11 protein-coding genes are annotated in these 20,241 nt (G+C 35.5%); 6 read left to right on the forward strand and 5 right to left on the reverse strand.

The features are described 5' to 3' along the window. Positions 1-143 precede the first annotated feature (143 nt). From QGN23_RS11335 to QGN23_RS11355, 5 genes are all read left to right on the forward strand, one after another. Positions 144-797, forward strand: coding sequence for a hypothetical protein (locus QGN23_RS11335; RefSeq protein ID WP_282904414.1), 654 nt, complete (start codon positions 144-146; stop codon positions 795-797). Further along, a complete protein-coding gene (locus QGN23_RS11340; protein WP_282904415.1) occupies positions 797-6,433 on the forward strand; it encodes a helicase-related protein in 5,637 nt (1,878 codons plus the stop codon). The genes QGN23_RS11335 and QGN23_RS11340 overlap by 1 nt, the downstream gene beginning before the upstream one ends. Positions 6,434-6,833: 400 nt before the next feature. Then, positions 6,834-9,644, forward strand: coding sequence for a TonB-dependent receptor (locus QGN23_RS11345; RefSeq protein WP_282904416.1), 2,811 nt, complete (start codon positions 6,834-6,836; stop codon positions 9,642-9,644). A 76-nt stretch (positions 9,645-9,720) separates the two neighbouring features. Continuing rightward, on the forward strand, positions 9,721-10,722 hold the full coding sequence (locus tag QGN23_RS11350) for a metallophosphoesterase (RefSeq protein WP_188322134.1): 1,002 nt from the start codon (positions 9,721-9,723) through the stop codon (positions 10,720-10,722). Between the two features lie 69 nt (positions 10,723-10,791). Beyond that, on the forward strand, positions 10,792-11,865 hold the full coding sequence (locus QGN23_RS11355; RefSeq protein ID WP_282904417.1) for a phytase: 1,074 nt from the start codon (positions 10,792-10,794) through the stop codon (positions 11,863-11,865). 100 nt (positions 11,866-11,965) lie between these two features. On the opposite strand, the gene QGN23_RS11360 is transcribed toward QGN23_RS11355, so the two are convergent. After that, positions 11,966-13,750 (reverse strand): outer membrane beta-barrel family protein, encoded by a 1,785-nt coding sequence (locus QGN23_RS11360; RefSeq protein WP_282904418.1) that lies wholly within the window; start codon positions 13,748-13,750, stop codon positions 11,966-11,968. 418 nt (positions 13,751-14,168) lie between these two features. Between QGN23_RS11360 and QGN23_RS11365 the strand changes: the two genes are divergently transcribed. Then, entirely contained in the window at positions 14,169-15,170 is a 1,002-nt protein-coding gene (locus QGN23_RS11365) for an IS110 family RNA-guided transposase (protein ID WP_282904419.1), read from the forward strand. A 58-nt stretch (positions 15,171-15,228) separates the two neighbouring features. Here the strand turns inward: QGN23_RS11365 and QGN23_RS11370 are convergent, their stop codons facing one another. From QGN23_RS11370 to QGN23_RS11385, 4 genes are all read right to left on the reverse strand, one after another. Next, a complete protein-coding gene (locus tag QGN23_RS11370) occupies positions 15,229-15,768 on the reverse strand; it encodes a GNAT family N-acetyltransferase (protein ID WP_188322013.1) in 540 nt (179 codons plus the stop codon). A gap of 166 nt (positions 15,769-15,934) precedes the next feature. Then, positions 15,935-17,173, reverse strand: a complete 1,239-nt coding sequence (locus QGN23_RS11375; protein ID WP_282904420.1) for an erythromycin esterase family protein — start codon at positions 17,171-17,173, stop codon at positions 15,935-15,937. Positions 17,174-17,474: 301 nt separating this feature from the next. Then, on the reverse strand, positions 17,475-18,566 hold the full coding sequence (locus tag QGN23_RS11380; RefSeq protein ID WP_282904421.1) for a DUF4369 domain-containing protein: 1,092 nt from the start codon (positions 18,564-18,566) through the stop codon (positions 17,475-17,477). A 285-nt stretch (positions 18,567-18,851) separates the two neighbouring features. Next, complete coding sequence (locus QGN23_RS11385; RefSeq protein ID WP_282904422.1) at positions 18,852-19,727, reverse strand: hypothetical protein; 876 nt, start codon at positions 19,725-19,727, stop codon at positions 18,852-18,854. Between the last annotated feature and the right edge of the window lie 514 nt (positions 19,728-20,241).

A 20,241-nucleotide genomic window follows, 5' to 3' on the forward strand; every position in this document is an offset into this window, starting at 1 on the left:
CCGTCAATCATTGAACTATAAAAACGGTTGGTTTTCCTTAATTAACCGTTTTTTTCTTTTTTAAAAACAAAGATATGTTACAAAAAGTTAGGATGTTTAGTAGAAATATATGCAGGTCACGGAGGAAAGTGACATTAATATTAGTGCCACTATTATTACTGGTGCCTTACTCTTGTAGAAAAGAAATAAGACCTGAAAAGGGTGGTCTGGATCTTATTTCGAATGTTTATTTGGATGCCTCAAAAGGACTGGATAAGGTGCAGAATTTTCACATTTCAAGAATGAATTATTCAGGTTCTAACCTGATAGAGTTAATACCGGATTTGACTTTTCCTGAAGTGACAGAAAACATTTATTACATCAAAGATTCAATTTGTTATAAAGTTGGACTTGAGAATAGTGGCAGTGCAATTCTTTCAGATCTTTCAAAACATCAAAGGGCGCTTTTAGTTTCTAAAAAGAAAGAAGGCGCACTTTTCTCAGACGAATGGATTCCAAATTATCTTCATCGTAAAAACATTAGTGACACCGTGCTTTTCAATAAAAAATATAGACGATTTGAAGTGAATTCTGCAAAAAGTTTTTCACGCTATTACATCTTTCCAACCGACACTATTTTGCCTTATTCTATTTATAGGCACGCAGAAATTGATTACGGCGGAAGGCTTGAACGAATTGATTCCTACAATAAAGACAAAGATATTTTCGTAACACTTCAATTGCTACCCAGAAAGAATTGGGACGAGGAAGCCAGCGAAATATTTGAGTTTAATGAGTTTGTAAAAAAGAAAAAATAATGCCCGCAGATTCAGTCTACTTCTCCCCTGCAGAAATTGAAAACATTTCAAACAGCTTATCCTTGCTAGACTACTTTCATCATCTTGAAACGAGAGGTGAAGTGTCCTTCGACCGGAAAATTGGAAGAGAATATTACTTTAAAACAGACCATAATAAATTTTCGGTCTCGGACTATGGCTATTATGACTTTAAAAGTGGTGAAGGTGGACAAATCTTAAAAGCAGTAATGCAATTCGAGAACACTGGTTGGAAAAATGCGCTGGAATTTGTGAAGAACTTTAATCAAAATTTTATGCTGTACGAAAATAGTATCAAAAACGAACAAACAAATTTATTGAAAGATAAGAAGAATTCGGCGACCATTCGGCTTACAAATTCTCTAATACCCAATAATGAAAAGTTAATATCCTATTTTGAAGGTCGCGGTATATTAAAGCAAATTTTATTGGATCACACTAAACAAATTCATTACGAAATTGCAGGTAAGAACTATTTTGGAATCGGAATCGAAAATATATCTGGCGGATTTGAAATTCGAAATTCATTAATGAAGTCGAAGGTGGGGAAAAATAATATTTCAGAAATTAAAGGTGAAAAAGCGGAAGTAATAGTTTTTGAAGGAATGACCGATATGTTATCCTTTTTGCAACTTTTGAAATTAAATAATCAAAAAAATAACAGAACGCTCGTAAGTCTTAACTCCATAACGAACCTTGACAATTTTATACAAAGATATAACGATTACGAAGGAAAAATTTTTCTTTGTTTCGATGGTGACAAGGCTGGAAACGAAGCCACAACAAAGGTGCTGAACTCGTTTAGCCGCAGTATTAAAGACATTCGGTCCTTATATAATATCTCAGAAACTGGACACAATGACTTGAATGAGTATTTGCAAAATAAGCTGGGACTTCAAAATATAAATGCTAATTTAGTAGAACAAAACACAGTCACAAATGAAAACTTTAAAATCCAATCGCAAAGAAAAGGTAGCGGAGAATTTAGCCAAGCTCTCGAACCCAAACAGACACGAGATAACTCCAGCGGACAAAGAGTGGGCAGCGAAAATGCTGGAAATGGATCTGCAGAATCAAAGTGGATCGATCTATCAGGAAGAAGAGTTACAAAATCCTTTACAAATGCACAACGAGAAGATGCTTCGAAAAATGAAGGCAGAGAAACTCCCCTGGACGGAAAATTAATACAAATTTCCACAGATTCGAGAGAATTAGACAACTTAATAGAAAAATATAAAGGTCAAAAACTGACCAATGAACAAGTCGCGGAAGTAGTTTCTGCGGCTTGTTTTGTTTCTGAAACTGGCAAAGTATTAATTAATGAAAATGTGATCGTTACAAATGATCTTAAAGATATTTGTAACCAGTTTAAGAGCGGGGGAACTGCCAAAGAAGGGCGCGGAATTCTTGATGAATATTACACAGACCACAAAATTGTGGATGCAGTTCGCAATTTAATATCAGATCATTTCAAAAATAAAAAAGAAATATTTGTTTTAGAGCCAAGTGCCGGGACCGGTAATTTTATCAATGCATGTGATGGATTAGCCATAAAATATAACGTAAAAGGATTTGAAATAAATCCAAACACTGCGAAAATAGCAAAGATTTTTCATCCGGAAGCAGAAATCAATGTCCGATCTTTTGAAACAGAATTTATTGACGATAATGGAAACAAAAGAAGTCCAAATGATTATATCGAGAAGTACGATTTAGTCATTGGAAATCCACCTTATGGAGAGCACAGAGGGTTTTATAAAGGATTAGGGGAGGAAAGCAAAATCTCAAAGTATGAGGATTATTTTATCAAACGTGGTCTCGATGCTTTGAAACATGAGGGTATTTTGGCAATGGTTGTTCCGTCCGGCTGGTTAAACCGTCAGAAAAAACTGAATAACGCTGAATTGTTAAGCGCTTATCGATTGCCAACTGGTGCCTTTGCGGGTACACAAATTGGAACGGATATTATAATTCTTAAAAAGAATAGTCAATCTCCCGCTCAAAATATTTCTGATTACTTCGATAAAAACCCACAAAATATCTTGGGGGAAATTAGGGAGAAAACCAATCGCTTCGGCCGTGCGGAGTTTTACGTTCATGGCAATCTGGATGATGCAATTGGATTATTAACTAACCTTCGAAATAAAAAAGAAACTGTCCGCACCGGCAATCTCTTCGAGGATCTAGTAATCAATGAACGTGATGTTAAGAAGATCGTTCCGCTAAAGAATATAATTCCTGAAATTCAAGATATTCGGAACAAATCTAAACTTGAGGATGAAACACTTAAAAAATCTTTTTTAGAAAAATTGGAGAAAGTCCTACTAACACTAAATACCGTCAAGTTTAAATCCCCTTCAATTGTTACACAAATTGAAAAATTCACAAAGCTAAAAGATCGAATATTTGAAAAAAACGAGAACTTTTCAAAGGAAAAATTGAAAGATCTGTCAGAGATAATTGATAAGGTGCTACAGTCGCAAAACAGTAGAAATTCTGAATATGAAATTCAATCCCAACCAATAATTAAGAAGGGCATTTTGAAATACCAATTTGTAAAGGAAGATATTATTGTTGACGCTTCCTTGCAAAATAGCTCAGATCTTACGGAGGAACAAATTGCCGCATTTAAAGCCACTTCATATGACGGTACGATTAAAAATCATTCTCGACATTTTGATTACGTGAACTACCAAGACGGGAAATATGTTCACGATTTTTATTATGCAGAAGGGAATATTTATGAGAAGTTGGATCAACTCGAAAAGGATTTTAAAGAAGACTGGGGAATTTTGGGTCTAGAAAAGAAATATTATGAAAAGCAGAAGGCACTTTTATTTAATGTGCTTCCGAAACTGAAAAGTTTAGATGAAATTTCCATCAACCCCAACCACGAATTCGTCCATCAATTTAATTTAGGATCTGTTGAAAAAGAACAGTATAATTACGAAAAAAGAGAGACTGAAACAGTTATTGTCGAATATAATCTTGCAGAAAAATTTAAAGATTTTGTGAGTGATTTACCCAGTGAGGCTTTCGCCGGGTCATCTTCTTGGGAGGTTCGAAGTTTTGTGGATAATGAGACGGTTACTGGAAGCGATAAAGAAAGAAATGCACTCATTAGAGAGCGTAGAAAAGTTGCGGCTAATGATTTGTTTTCAAAATTTATAAGAGATGAATTGTCTGATGATTTAAGAGATCGATTTGTAAAGGAGTTCAACAAAAATTATAATCATATTCACGTCCCGGATTATTCAAGATTTCCGCTATTTTCGAAAATCTATCAAAACTTTAAGGGAACAGAACTGCATTTAACAGAAGTTCAAAAATCTGGTATCGGACGGCAAACCACGAAAGGTGTAGGACTTCTGGCGCATGAAGTGGGTTTTGGAAAAACATTATCGGGGATTCTTTCCTTACACGAAGCAATGCACAGAGGAAATTCAAAAAAGCCCTTGATTGTGGTTCCAAATGACAGTATATTAAAACAGTGGGTAGAAACGATTTTTGAAACGATTCCAAATGCAAAAGTCAATGTCTTAGGTAATCTGGGTAAAGATTTTGACCTGTCTAAATTTGATAATAAATACGGTGAGATCTCGATTGTTACTTATGAAGGATTTAATAATATTGGTTTTTCACAGGAAATTACTGAGAAGCTTTCGTCAAAATTCAATTACATTTCCGCTAATGAACTCAAAAGCGTAACCAATACAGAAAGGGATTTACAAATTGAACTTCAAAGAGAGAAAGAAATTGAAGGCAAGATGAAACGCGGTAAAATCTACGATTGGGAAGATTTTGGATTTGACCATTTAACCTACGATGAAGTTCATAACGCGAATCATATTGTGGGAAAAGTAAAAATCGAAGATCGTAGGTTTTCATCAGATTTCAGGAATCAAAATCAACAGACTTCTAAATTAGGTATCAACACTTGGATGGCCGCGCAATATATTCAGGATAAACAAAACGGAAGAAATGTAACGCTACTTTCCGCAACGCCTTTTACCAATAAACCTTTAGAATATTATTCCATATTATCATTAATTGCCAACAAACGTTTGGAAGAATCTGGATATTTTAATGTGAATACATTCTTCGAAACTTTTATGGAAGCGGATAACGATATGGAAATTGATGCGAAAGGTGATGTTAAATTTAAACCAAACGTGCGAAGATTTAAAAACAATCAGTTATTCCAGCAATTACTTTCAGAATTTATTGACATTAAAGGGGAAGAAGATAATTTGGAGTTAATTCGTCCGAATAAAATCAATAAAGAATACAAGATTGAGCAAAATGATTTGACAAAAGATCAATATGAACTATTAAATCAAAATTTCGATGATGCTGAAAAGGGAGCAATTTTAACTCATATTCTTAACGCAAGATTAATCGCATTTTCTCCCTATTTATCAATCTACTATGAAGGCGAGGAGCCACCATTAAAAGAGTTTATAGAAAACTCTCCAAAATTAAAAGAAACCATGAATCTAATCCGGCAGAATAAAAATGACCTTCCAGATTCTGGACAGATTATTTATTCTGAATTGGCAGTGGCACAATTTCCAAAATTGAAAGAATACCTCATTAGAGAAGTAAATTATGAACCACAAGAAATTGGAATTATAACCGGAGCAACAAGCAAGAAGCAACGAATTTCCATTCAAGATGATTTTAATTCCGGAAAAATTAAAGTTATTATCGGCAGTGAAGCCATTCAAGAAGGAATGAACCTCCAGGAAAATACAACCGACGTTTATTTACTGACTTTACCATACAACTTCACCTCGCTTCGACAGATTGAAGGTCGCGCCTGGAGACAAGGAAACAGAAATGAAAACGTGCGTATCAATTTTATGTTAACCAACGACAGCATCGATGTTTTTATGTTGCAAAAATTGCAGGCGAAACAGGCGAGATATTTAGAAGCGATGAAAAAAGGAGCGGATGTTTTAGATATTTCGGATATCAGTACCCAAGAATTGAAAACTTCAATCATTACCAATCCTGAAACCAGAGCAAAAATTGAAATTGAAATGCTGAAAAAAAAATTAGAAAGTGAGAAGAATAAATTTCTTGCAGATAGTGCTTTTATTTTAAGAAAATATGAAGACTTTACGAAGGTACAGTCCGAAGTTCATAAGGCTGAAAAGGCCTATGACCGTATTTTGGGATATTCAAATAGTAGTGAAGACGTAAACTCAAATTATTGGCAAACCCAATTAGCATCATACCAAAAAAGTATAGATTTAGCCAAAGCGGAAGTCCATAATACAATTTTAAAATTATCTGAGAAAGGCGTGAATGTAACGGAGATAGCACAGCAATCTCAAGCAACCGCAGAGAATATATCCAAAATAGATGAGAAATTGGACGCATTGCCACTTACGGAGATTGCTTTAATTGAGCAATATGAAGAAGAAAAGAAAGTGCGAATGAAATTGAATGAGGATGTCGATTATGTGAAAGAGAGAAAGATTGAAAATGAAGTCCTTTTTCCGACAAGTGTTTCTGTTGACAATAAAAATTTTAGAAAGCAAATAGACAATGATCGAGCAAAAAACAATTACTTAAATACCGAACATGATTTTAGAACTGCAGCTCGAAGGTAATTGTCATAGTTTAGGTCTAAAAACTTTTAAAAGAAAAAAAGAATCTGTCTCACAACTGAGGCAGATTCTTGTTGTTTTTAGGGCATTATGTTCCTTCAAAAAAAGGCGATTTCACGCGAAGTTTTCTGTCAATGGCTCCAATATCTGATTTTGAATAATTCTTTCAATCATTTCTATTAAATTTTCGATTTTAAAGAAAAACAAAGGTGAAAAGAGGTGAATAAGAATATAATGAGAATTTTTTTGTAGCAGCGTTTGTGGTTACCAATTTTTTCACCCTTCATTTCTAAATGATCAATAGGGAACTCTTTTGTTAAAAAATTGTTAATAAAAATGTGACTTTGGCTTAATAACATGGGATATTTTAAACTGTATTTTCGCATTTAATAAAAATGTAATTATGAAATTGAAGTATTTATTTGTTTCGCTTACCTCTATTGTTAGTGTCTGGTCTTATGCTCAATCGGGTGTTATTGCGGGTAAAATTGTGGATGAAAGCAACCAGTTTTCATTGCCGGGTGCTACAATCAAGATTGAAAATTCTAACCGAACTACAATTTCCAACCAAAACGGGAGTTATGAATTTTTGAGTTTGCCCGTAGGAACTTATACCGTTTATGTGGATTATATTGGGTACACTTCGGGATCGAAACAAATTGTGGTTACTCAAAACCAAACCTCATCGGCTGATTTTCAGTTGAAAGCTCGTTTTCAAGACATAAAAGAGGTGGTGGTATTGGGTGATTATCTTCGTGGGCAGGCAAAAGCGATGAACCAACAGAAGACCAATGCGAATATTACCAACATTATTTCGGCAGATCAAATCGGGCGTTTTCCGGATGCGAATGTGGGCGATGCTTTAAAAAGAGTTCCAGGAGTTACGATGCAAAACGATCAGGGTGAAGCGAGAAATATCATTATAAGAGGTTTGGCTCCACACTTGAATTCGGTAACATTAAACGGAGATCGAATCCCTTCTGCAGAGGGCGATAATAGAAATGTGCAAATGGATCTTATTCCTTCTGATATGATTTCTACCATACAAGTGAATAAAACTTTGACTTCTGATATGGATGCTGATGCGATTGGTGGATCTGTAAATCTTATTTTGAGAGCTGCACCAAACAAAGAGCGTATTTCGGCTACTTTAGCAGGTGGGTATTCTCCTATTCGTGAGCATGGCAACTATACTTCCGGATTTGTATATGGTAACCGATTTTTGAATAGTAAATTGGGTGCGGTATTAAGCGCTTCTTACAACAACAATACCTTTGGTTCTGATAATATAGAGGCAGAATGGGCTTTGGGCGATGGCGATCAACCTTATGTATCCGATTTTGAAATTAGAAAATATGATGTACAGCGTGTCAGAAGCAGTGTAGCTTTGGCATTGGATTACGAATTCAACCAAAATAATAAACTATTCTTCAATGCAATGTACAACCAAAGAAATGACCGAGAAAACCGGTTTGCTGTTGGGTACGAAGTGGATCCTGTTTATGATGATAATAATGAAATTATTGGTTACGAAGGCAATATGTTCCGACAAAACAAAGGAGGAATCGGAGATAATAAGAATAAAAACACTCGTTTAGAAATTCAGAAAGTTCAAAATTATTCATTAGCCGGAGAACATTTGTTGGGTTCTTCTGTTGATATGGATTGGTCCGTAAACTACGCTTTTGCAAGTGAGAAAAAACCAAATGAACGTTACATAGAATTCGAAAATGAAGATTTAACATTAATGTCTGATTTGCGAAATCCAAGAAAACCTTTAATTAGTGCTGTTGGAGAGGATTTAGGAGATTATGAACTTGCAAGTTTGTCACAAAGCAACGGACTTACCGAAGAATCAGAGCTTGGCGCAAAACTTAATTTTCGCTTCCCGTTCTCTGTGGTAGCCGATCAGAAAGGGCGAATCAGAACCGGAGCGCGGGTAAGAATTAAAGACAAAGACCGCAACAATGACTATTTTGAATATGAACCTGTGAATGAATTTGGACTTACAGACGTTCCAACAACTTATTTTTCAGGGCAAGGATTCAACCCGGGTTCTCAATATGTACCGGGAACTTTCGCAACAGCGGCTTATTTAGGAGGTTTAGATTTAAATAATCCGGCTTCATTTGAATCGGAATCTGATCCTTCTGAATTTTTATCAGAAAACTTTAAAGCCAAAGAAAATATCTACGCGGCTTACATCCGTTGGGATCAGAATTTTACTGATAAATTCTCCGCGATCATCGGAGCCAGAGTAGAGCATACAACGATTGATTATAATGGAAATTTTGTATTGGATGAAGAAGAATTAGTCAACCAAATCAACAGAAAAAACAGCTATACCAATATCCTTCCAAGTCTTACCCTGCGGTATGATGTTCAGCCCGATTTCATTATAAGAGCTGCGGCAACCACTGCTTTGGCAAGACCAAACTACTACGGATTGGTTCCTTATGTGAATGCAATTCCGGATGACCAAGAAATCTTCGTTGGAAATCCAGATTTGAAAGCGACTTATGCTTATAATTTTGATCTTTTGGTAGAAAAATATTTCTCATCTATTGGGATTATTTCTGGTGGTGTTTTCTACAAAAACTTAAAGAATTTCATCTACACTTACAGCAGCAATAATTATTCGGCATCCGATTTTGCTAATGATTACGGAAACGAAACAAATCCAATTCCTACGGGAGAAGAATGGGATTATATCCAACAAAGAAACGGAGACAAGGTAGATTTATTCGGCTTCGAAGTGGCTTTGCAAAGACAACTGGACTTTTTACCGGGTAAATTTCTTCAAGGTTTTGGGGTTTATTTAAATTATACTTACACCAAATCTACTGCGGATGGCATTACCAATGAGGATGGTGAACAAAGATCTGGTCTTGGTTTGCCGGGAACCGCTCCTCATCTTTTCAATGCTTCACTTTCTTGGGAAAATAAAAAATTCTCTGCAAGAGTTTCTTTAAATCACGCCTCGGATTATCTGGATGAATTGGGTGGAGATGATTTTGAAGACCGATATTACGATAAACAAACCTTTTTGGATGCGAATGCTTCATATAAAATCAACAAAAATTTTAGAATTTTTGCCGAAGCCAATAACTTAACCAATCAGCCACTTCGCTATTACCAAGGCGTTTTGGATCGTACGATGCAGGAGGAATATTATCAACCAAAATTTAATTTGGGAGTTAAAATAGATTTCTAAAAATATAACCGAACCGAAATTAAAAACCTCGCTGGCAAAAGCGGTGAGCTTTTATTTCTTTTTAATGAAACCTTTTATGATCAATTTTAAAGTACAATTTAGCCTGCTTTTTTTTCTGGTTTTAAATTTTTTTAATGCTCAAACACCTTTCGAGTACGAAAAAGAAACAGGATATAAGGGAAATAATATCCCTGGATTAACCTATATTGAAGACAGTTTCAACTTTCTGGTTTTGGGAGATTTCGGAAGAGTAGGAGATTATTACCAAAAAGATGTTGCCCGAGAATTGGGAAATGCTACGGTGGTTTTAGATGCGGAGTTTATCGTTTCGGTGGGCGATAATTTCTATCCAAATGGCGTTCAAAGCACTCAGGATTATCATTGGATTTCTTCTTTTGAATCCATTTATACCAATCCAAGTCTTTATACAGATTGGTATGTTGCGTTGGGGAATCATGATTATCGGGGGAGCGTTCAGGCACAAATCGATTACTCCAAAATCTCCAGAAGATGGCATTTGCCAAGTCGATATTACAGCAAAACATTTGAAATAGAAAATGGAGAAAAGTTGCTTTTAGTGGTGATGGACACCAACCCGTTCATCGAGGATTACCATAAAAGCCCGGAAAAATACGACGGAATTAAGAAGCAAGATACTTTAGCACAAACCAAATGGCTGGAGCAAACTTTGGGAACTTCAGATCCATCAATAAAATGGAAAATCGTAGTTGGTCATCATCCATTATACAGCGGTGGAAAAAGAAAAACCGATAAAAATACTTTAAGTTTCGAAAAGAAATTTGCGAATGTTTTCGAGAAATATAAGGTAGATGCTTATATCTGTGGCCACGAACACGATCTACAAATCATCAAACCAAAAGGAAGAAAAACAGCTCAGTTTTTATCGGGTTCGGGTAGTGAAGTTCGCACTACCGGAAATCGGGAAGGAACCATTTTCGCAGCTGCAGAACCTGGTTTTATGACTTTTTCTATTCTGAAAAATAAACTTTTAGTACAAACGGTTAAAGCCAATGCGAATGGAGCTCAGGTTTTGCATCAGCACGAAATCAGTAAATAAATTCCTTTTCGTTTGCAAAAAAAATCTGATGAAAATTTAATTTCTTAATTTTAGACCTATTTAATAATAATGAAAAAGATATTTCTGCCATTGTTGGCATCAACTTTAGTTACTCTTTCATGCACCAGCAAATTTGCGCCAGTAGCAGAAAATGCCCTTCGTCCGACTGCGATCACCCAACCTACACCTAATGATACCGATGATCCTGCGATTTGGATTCATCCAACAGATGCTACCAAAAGTTTAATCGTAGGAACCGATAAAGAAGACGGTGGTGGATTGTATGTTTACGATCTCAATGGGAAAATTATCAACAAATTCATAGGAATGCAGCGTCCTAATAATGTCGACATTGCTTATGGATTACTCATTAATGGGGTTAAAACCGATATCGCAGTAACCACAGAACGCAATGCAAAGCGCCTTCGGGTTTTTTCGCTTCCCGATCTTAAACCTATTGATAATGGGGGAATTTCTATTTTTGATGGGGAAATAGGAGAGGAAGTACGCGAAGGAATGGGAATTGCGCTTTACACCAAAAAAACCGGTACAAACGCAATTGAAATTCATGCCATAGTGGGTAGAAAAACCGGGCCTTCAGGAACTTATTTATGGCAATATAAACTCGCGATAACCCCGAAGGGAACTGTAACCGCCGAGGTGATCCGTAAGTTTGGAACCTACAGCGGAAATAAAGAAATAGAAGCCATCGCAGTAGATAACGAATTGGGGTATATCTATTATTCCGACGAAGGTAGCGGTGTCCGAAAATATTATGCTGATCCTGAAAAAGGAAATAATGAGATTGCATTTTTTGCACAAAATGATGCAAAACGTGATCACGAAGGGATTGCTATTTACAAAACAACCCATACAACGGGGTATCTGCTTGTGTCCAATCAGCAAAATAATTCAATGATGGTTTATAAAAGAGAAGGCTCCGAAATGGATCCCAATCATCATCAACTGATCGCAGATATTTCGGTTTCTGCTATTGAGTGCGACGGAGCTGATGCCACCAATGTAAATTTAGGAACCAATTATCCGAAAGGCGTTTTGGTTACCATGAGTAACGGAAATGTTTTTCATCTCTACGATTGGAGGCTTTTGCAAAAAGAAATCGATAAGGTTCAGCAGAAATAAAATTAAATCACTTTTTAGAAGAACATAATAACCAATAAATGAAAACCTCCAAGCTTTTAGGTTCTTGAAGGTTTTTAATGAAAAAGTTTAAAATACATTTTTACGGCGCTACCGGCGCTACACCTTCATCTTTTTTGTCTCTGTTTAAAAGTATTGGTGCTTCTTTAGCCAATTTGTTTTTGGTCGGGATTTTATAATTGACTGAGATTCCGAAGTTTTGAGAATCGAATTTATTTCCCAAATAGATATTGGATTTGTTATAAAGCGAAGTTACCGCATTCTCATTCCAACGGAAAATGTCATTGGCAAAAACAGAAACCGTGAGTCGGTCGTTCATGAATTTTTTGGTCGCTGTAAGGTCGAAACTATTCATCCACGGTTTTTCCATGTGGTAATAGTACCAATTTCCTTTTGTCATGGTGGAATAGTTGGCTACCAATTTGATATCCGCCGGAAGGATAAACTGACCCATCACGTTGAAAATCCAAAAGCCCTTATTGGTATTATCTTCTAACTCATGGAGTTGATATCCACTGTAGATATACACGAAATTAATTTTATCTGGATTAAAATTAAACTTCATTGCCTCCTTGATTCCTTTGGTGAAAAGCATGAGCGGCAATGGCAACCCAAGATTGAAATTATGAATCCTCATCGTAGGCGCATTCAGGAAGGAATTTCTTACATAATATGCTTCTCTGCCGCCAATGGTGTGCTGGTTCGGGTCGAAATAGACTTTCTCTGCCACCTGGAAACTCTGGTTTTTGGCAACACTCAAATTATATCCTATAAACGCGTAATCGAACGCAGAAAGTTTGATTTCATAATTATCAAAAATGGTCGGTTGCAGGTTTACATTTCCGCCAAAACTGATGTTTCCTCCTTGGTAATTCGTGTTGTTCGGGTTAAGCCAAGAAATATTCGGGAGCTGGATTTTTTTGTTATAATTAAATGCAAGATAAATCCGCGGCATAAAGTTATACTGAACGCTCGCATTCGGGAAGAAGCGGAACTGGTTGAAAGGAATCAGGGCTGTTTCTTTCAGGCTACCGTTGGTGTTTAATCTTGAAAGTCCCGAAATGTCATAACTTTCGGCGCGTGTTCCCAAGATGAAATCAAACTTCTTCAGCTTTGCCTGCAATTCTGTGTATGCGGAAGCGGTCTGTCTTTGGTAATCCAGATTGGTAAAGCCGTTTAGTTGCGTGTCGAAATTAAGTTTTTCGTAAAGTCCACCCACGGAAATCTTCCCTTCATCCAAAATCTTCAAAGGTTGGGAATAATCCACCTTCATGGTGTAGATGTTTTGCTGGGAAGTAGTTTCGTAGGCTGATGGATTTTGTGCCGTTCCTAAAAATTGTAGGCTGTTTTGGTTGTATTTCGTATCGAATTGATTGAACCCGAAATTCAAATCCAATTTCTTCGCGCGGTCATCAAATTTAACCTGATAAGTGGCGCTCGCATCGTGGCGGGTGTTCTGCGTTTTTCCCTCGTCATCAGTTGTGTAATCGGCAATTCCGGTGATGGTTTGCGTCATTGGATTCACCACGGGAAGGAATCCGAAACTGTTGGTATAGGCATCGTTATTATTGTGGTTCAGATCGTAATTGACCAAAAGGCGGTCTTTACCAATGTCAAAAGTTAATGCCGATTTCATGAAATAGCCACGCTGAACATTATCTGTATTAACACCCGTAATATCCGCAATGGTGGAATTTCTGAAGCCTTCGCGGTAGTTTTGTCCCACATTCAGTTGCCATCCGAAGAGTTTGTTTTTGGCATTCAACAAAATGGAATTGCTGGTGCGGCTGCGGAATTTATCGTAATTGCTAAAGGAATACTTCCCGGAATAGGTCGCGGAAAGATATTTTTGGGCATCTTGCTTCAAAAGGAGTAAATGTGACAGAGATAGAAAAACAGACTGAAATGACTGCGGAAAGGATTGCAATTATTGAAGCACAGATTGAGGAGTTGCCTCTAACGGTTGGGTATTTCTGTTGGCGGGGATTATTATAATTAGTTTTTGTAAATATAACAAAAAGAACAACTCGCGAAAATCTTTATGATGTAAACTTCACACCCGCTAATAGAAATACCGTCTTTACTTTACACCCATAAATTAATACCTTTAAAATTAACAAGACAGAGGTGAACTAGAAATACCGTTAGAGATTAAAAGTCTCATCTAACATATCAGTCCTCTGCCTTGTTTTAAAAGGTTGAAAAAGCTTTAGATAGAATACCAGATTACCCAGATCTAATAAAGATTTTAAAGCAATTCAACATCAATTTAACACCACTAAATTATGAAAAATTACAGAACTTACATCGGAATTGATGTAGCAAAATTAACCCTCGATTATTGCATCGTAAAAGAAGATCCACAGCTCGAACAGGGTCAGATACTGAACACTCAAAAATCGGTCGATAAGTTTTTAAAAACATTGAAAAAAACCGGCTGCCAGATGAATGAGACTCTTTTCGTCTTCGAAAACACCGGCATTTATTCCTCGCTGCTTGCGTTGGTTTTAAGCGAAAACAGCCTGGATTACGCCCAGGTTCCTGCTCTGGAAATCAAACGTTCTCTAGGGATTACCCGTGGCAAAAGCGATAAGGTAGATGCGAAAGAGATTGCTCATTATGCCAAACGAAACACGGATAAAATCGCGCTTTCCACCCTTCCTGAGCTCAGTCTGCAGCAACTGAAAATAGTGTTTGCCGAGCGTGAAAAAACCGTGGCAGCCATTAAAACATTTGAAAGAACAAAGGAAAACGAAATGTTCCTGACAAAAGAGGTTTTCAACAGCGTAAAAGCAATTAATAACCAAACGGTAAAACACCTGAAAAAACAACTTGTAATGTTGGATGAGAAGATCAGAACACTGATTCGGGAAGACGAAAACCTGTACGGACAGCAGCAACTTCTAAAAAGTATTCCGGGTATCGGGGATATTACTTCGGTTTATATCTTAATGGCGACAAAAGGATTTACGGCATTTACAAGCGGACGAAAATTTGCGTGTTATTCAGGTGTGGCGCCCTTCGAGCATTCTTCCGGCACAAGTATTAAAGGAAAAACCAGAGTCAGTCACCTGGCGGATAAAAAAATGAAAACACTGCTGCACATGGCCTCTCTTACGGCAATAAAATACAATCCGGAACTCAAGGACTATTATAACAGGAAAAAAGCAGAAGGAAAGCATACTATGCTGGTCTTAAACAACATAAAATGTAAAATGGTGTACAGAATCTTTGCCGTCATCCAACGGAAATCAAACTTTGTGAACCTGCATAAATTTGCAGCTTAATTTTATCACTTTTTGTTTGGTTTTTGTCATAGAATATGTTATCTGTAGTTGCATTTATTTATTCATTAATTATTCCGTAAATAACGTGATTTTGATACTCTCCATTTTTGCAAGTATGACAAAGCAAAACGCCTTCTTTTTTCATACCTGCATTTTGCATAACTTTTCCCGAAGAAGTATTAAAATCAAAATGGGTAGCAAAAATTCTCTTTAAGTTTAAAGTTTTGAAACCAAAATCAATTACTGCTTTTACAGATTCAGTTGCATATCCTATATTCCAGAATCTTTGGTCAATCCAGTAACCAAGTTCTGCTTTGTTAAAACGTTTGTCAATTCCTAAATCAATTCCACCAATAATTTCTTCACTATTTTTCAAGCGAATTGCAAAAACATATTGATTTTCATTAATAAAACCTTCTTCTGATAATCTTAACCAAAATTCGGCACTTTTATCAGTATAAGGTGAAGGTATATTTACTGTATTTTTTGAATAAACTTCACTATTCAGGATTTCAGTAATTTTTTTTAAATCACTATTTTTAGGTTGGTTTAGAATAAGTCTTTCTGTTCTTAATTCTGGAAATTTCGTTTTATCCACGGCGTTTTTTTTGCAATTACAGATAACGTTTTGCGTATTGGCGATGGGGCGGCTTTAACACGAAAACTTACTTATTATAAATGAAACTTTGGAACCTCTAAAATGTTTAAACTTCCGATTCCTCCGCACTATTGCCAATACGATGTTATCTGATGTGTCTTTCAGTTTAATATTCTCGTAACAAATTTGAATGTGAAGATTTATTTATAAAAATCAAATAGTCAAAAGAATCTGCAATGTTTGTTTTTCTAAACTCATCATTTTTAGTTCCTGAACCGGTTTTCCGAAATGGAATTTTTTTCAATACCCAATTTCCCAATTCATTATTATCTTTTTTAATTGCTTTTAGATCTAAAATGAAATAGGGTAGATTTAAGGAGTTTAAATTATATTCCACACTTCCTATTGGTGCTGTTTGTGAAGTGAATGTTCCTATTTTTCTATCTATACTCGCGGTATAATTACCTTCAAAAAACGCAAATCCAAAATTCACGTAATTATTTTGGTATTTTTGATTTATATGGTAACCCATTGACAGAGAATTTTCTTTAGACACGTGAAAATTATGAGCAGATACAATTACCTTGCTTGGATTATAGTTTTGTTTTATCCAATCAACATTTTCGGCCATAAATTTATCTCTCGTTACTGAACTGCCAACTTTTATATGTTGTCTGATGATTGTAATATTTTGTAAAAATCTTTTTTTACTTTCTTCATCTTTTATTTGTGATGCTTTTTGCGAAACTTTATCTAACAAAAGGTTTACGGTTTTCTGAATTTTGTTTTTATACTTTTTTTGACCTCTTTTATTATCCTTTAAAATTTTAATCAAACTGTTAATATCATCTAAAGGATAATTATTAGCATTATATACATCTCTAACTTGCTTTAATGCTCCGAAATAATATTGCATATCGAATCCATCAAATAATATTTTATTATTTGTATTTTCATTGTGAATTTTTAACCATTTAACAAAATTTAAAGTTTCTTGTGTCTGCCAAAGCCAAAAATACATTCCGCGTAAAATATCTTTTGGAGAATCAATATTTTTGCTAATGTAATTATTCATCAAATAACTTTCTGGCATATTTGCTTCTAATGAGAAAATATTAAAATCTAAATCTTTAATTAAATATTGACTAATTCGATATTTCATTTTGTAAACTTCACTCGAACCGTGGGTTGATTCACCCAATCCAACAATATCAGAATTACCAATAAATTTACTTAATACTTCCAAATCATCATTATTGGAAGTAGAGGGTTCATAAGTCGAAATTGGATATATAAATTTGGTAATGTATTGTTTTTGCTCATTAGTTAATTCATTTCCATTCTGTGCTCTAATTGAATAAAAAGAAAACATAAAAAGAATTATTAAAAAGAATCTTATTTTCATTTATTTAGACAGTTTTTTGGTGACATAGCAGATAATGGTTGGGTATTTCTGTTGGCGGGGACTTTTTATAACAAGTCTTTGTAAATATAACGAATTGAACAATTAGCGAAAATCTTGTTGAAAGAAACTTCCGACCCGCTAATAGAAATAACTTGTTGTGCATTCGTTTTTCACCGTAATATTTTTCGAACTCGGATTTTACTGGAAGACTGTATTTTCCGATAGTCATCAAACTAGATGTTATTTAAAAACCTCGATTTTATTAATATTTTGCATATTTTCATATCTTTTTGTAGCGTTTTTATCGATTAGGAGATTGTAGATGTTCTTCTAAACCTTTTTTAAGATCTCCTTTTTTATAACCAACCCAGCGATCCACTATATTACCATCAGGACTAATGAGCAAGAAAGTAGGGGTAACTGAAAAATTATAGCGGATAGCACTTTCACTATATCTCCCCTGACCATCCCACAAGCTTGGCCATCCATTTTCATCACGCTCAATCGAATACAGCCAATCCTTCTTCTGCGTGTCAGCAGAGAAGTTAACAATTTTCATAAATTTCTGGTATTGGTTGTGAATCTCTTTTAGTTCGTCCGTAGCTCTAATAGAATATCCACAATATGCTGAAGTGTAATTGATTAGAAGAAATTTGTTCTCTTCTCTGAGGTCAGCTAAATTGGTCTCTTCACCGAATTGATTTATTCCTTCAAAATTGAGAAATGGATCTCCTTTTTCGATATGATTACTCTCAAGATATAATTTTACAACTCTGCCATATTTGCTTTGCTTGAGCTCATCATTATACTGGTCATAAATTAGTTGCACCGAATCCTTGGGAATATCATCTTTGTGAAAACTTAGGCTGAGCATACCTGCATAAGTATCCTTAGTTTCTTTTATATACTTAATTGTCGTTCGCTTAATAAGACTATCAATTTCACCAACGGTTTGCATAAACTCCTCGAATGTTTTCTCTTTTACTGTATCTGCTTTGGCGTGGTAGCCAAATATCAACGAGTCTCTTTTAATGTCTAAGTCTTTGGTTAAATTCATTAATTTACGGTAATTAGTATCTATAGTAGATCCAGATGTATTTACATTCCACGCAAAATCCTGTTTGGCAGCGCTTACTGTAAGACTGTCATTTCCTATGAGTAAAGGTGTATAGACATAATCTTCACCGTCAGTGGCTTTTAACCAAAAGGATACAGGGGGATTAGCAATATGTCCCTTCATCTGAAACTTGTTATCTTCAACAAGAGCACTATCAACATTCGCATTAGTTTCCAAACTATATAGGTAGAATTTAGTTCCTTCCGAGAAACCTGTTACATTTCCCTGTATAGTATAGGATGGAACGAAATCTCTTTCTTTTTTTTCTCGGTTCATACAGCCTGTTAGCACCAAATAAATGCCAAGAAAAAAAAGGAGATTGTAACGTGTCATAATTTGTGTTAAATGTTAATCTATAAGGATTGTCGTAAAGAAATGTGACGTTTTAATAACCGAACTTTGTCATTTTAAAATGCTGCACAACGGGCCGTGTATTGGCGATGGGCGGGATTATTAGTACTGAACTTGATACGAAAAGCAGACGTTGAATTTTTTACTTCCGTTGCTACGAATCGCTTCAGCCCGCCTATTGCCAATACGCTGTTGTGTGTTCGTGCTTTTTTACTTTTGATTTATATCGTATTCCTGTTCCAATAGCTTTACTAGTTCTTCGGCATTTTTCTGCTGCTTACGCATTTGTGGAAGCCAAATGATTTCCAAAATGCTTTTGCGCATTATAGCTTGATTAAAAAATTTAAAAATATTCTGTTGGTTATTTAGCAGTTGTTTATTGGAGATTATCTGATTAGTTTCAAGAAAATGTATGCCCCGGCTTTTTGCGAGATTTTGCATATCCAAGAACGTTGATGCGTTTTCTACCAATCTGTCATCATCATCATTTATGCCTTCTCTGATCGTAGCAATATGTTCATTCATGCCCTCGTACTTATAAATGCCACTTAGGATCTCTTTGTTTTTGACAAGTCTCAGACTTCCTGAAAACTTCATTTGGTCAATGGCGGCCGTATTAGAAAAAAATGTAGGGTTGTAAATGCTTTTGGTAACTAAATAGCTAAACCTCTGTGAATATAAACTATCAACATTTTTTATGCCCTTATAGGAAATAAGGGTGTCTAATATTTTTACTTTCTCTTCATTGTAACGTATGTTTTTTTTAATATTTTCAATATCCCCTCTCAAATTATCTGCAATAAGTTCCATGTTACGTTTTTCAATTTCTTTATTAGAAAAATGTTCACGAATGTTATCGGCAATAAAACCCAAGCTAACTGCAATAAAAATAAACAACCCTTCCATTAAATATTCCTTTACTTTTTTCTTTTCAACTTTGGGATGGTGATGTACTTCTATAGTTTCTTTCGGATGAGTAGATTCACTCTTTTCAGTGTTGTTAGGCAGGGTTTTTTCTTCTGGAACATTTTCCGGTGGATGGATTGTAGAATAATCTACATTTTTATCCTCTAAATTATCAGTCATTTGTACTTTTTGTCAGTTGGTCAAATTATTAGAGTGTCGCTGTCGCATAACACACAACGGTTGGTGATAGGCGCCGTTGCTTGCAATGGCGCCTATCACTTGTTGTGCGCTGTTGCTTGTTCTCTGCTAAGATAACAAAAACAGTTTACAGTTGCCGACTTCGGAATCCGGATAAATGATTTTAGAAAATTGTCTCCTATCAGACCGTAATGATAGGCGCAGCTTTATAAAATCTCAGCGTTAAAATTCCTGCAACACTTTAGAGTTAAGTCAGTTACATAATAAAAAACTTGACTTTATCAATTTTTTCTTATAACTTTGGCAAGCCTTTTAAGCGGCTCCGCTTTGAAAGTAAACTTTCAGCAAATCCAACTTTGCAAGGCTTGACGAAAAAGATTCTCTTTTACATCCCTTAACTCTTTCCGCTTCCATTTTGAATTTTAATCCTATTTATCAGATAACGGGGGCGAGCAATTGCGTACAACGGTTGGGTATTTCTGCAGGCGGGATAAAA

This window comes from Chryseobacterium gotjawalense, from assembly GCF_030012525.1.
Classification (GTDB): Bacteria; Bacteroidota; Bacteroidia; order Flavobacteriales; family Weeksellaceae; genus Kaistella; species Kaistella gotjawalense.

Excerpts from the sequence above, each read along its gene's own strand:
- QGN23_RS11350 (WP_188322134.1), top strand. The coding sequence starts at position 9,721 with ATGATCAATTTTAAAGTACAATTTAGCCTGCTTTTTTTTCTGGTTTTA.
- QGN23_RS11345 (WP_282904416.1), top strand. The coding sequence starts at position 6,834 with ATGAAATTGAAGTATTTATTTGTTTCGCTTACCTCTATTGTTAGTGTC.
- QGN23_RS11365 (WP_282904419.1), top strand. The coding sequence starts at position 14,169 with ATGAAAAATTACAGAACTTACATCGGAATTGATGTAGCAAAATTAACC.
- QGN23_RS11340 (WP_282904415.1), top strand. The coding sequence starts at position 797 with ATGCCCGCAGATTCAGTCTACTTCTCCCCTGCAGAAATTGAAAACATT.
- QGN23_RS11385 (WP_282904422.1), bottom strand. The coding sequence starts at position 19,727 with ATGACTGATAATTTAGAGGATAAAAATGTAGATTATTCTACAATCCAT.
- QGN23_RS11355 (WP_282904417.1), top strand. The coding sequence starts at position 10,792 with ATGAAAAAGATATTTCTGCCATTGTTGGCATCAACTTTAGTTACTCTT.
- QGN23_RS11380 (WP_282904421.1), bottom strand. The coding sequence starts at position 18,566 with ATGAACCGAGAAAAAAAAGAAAGAGATTTCGTTCCATCCTATACTATA.
- QGN23_RS11375 (WP_282904420.1), bottom strand. The coding sequence starts at position 17,173 with ATGAAAATAAGATTCTTTTTAATAATTCTTTTTATGTTTTCTTTTTAT.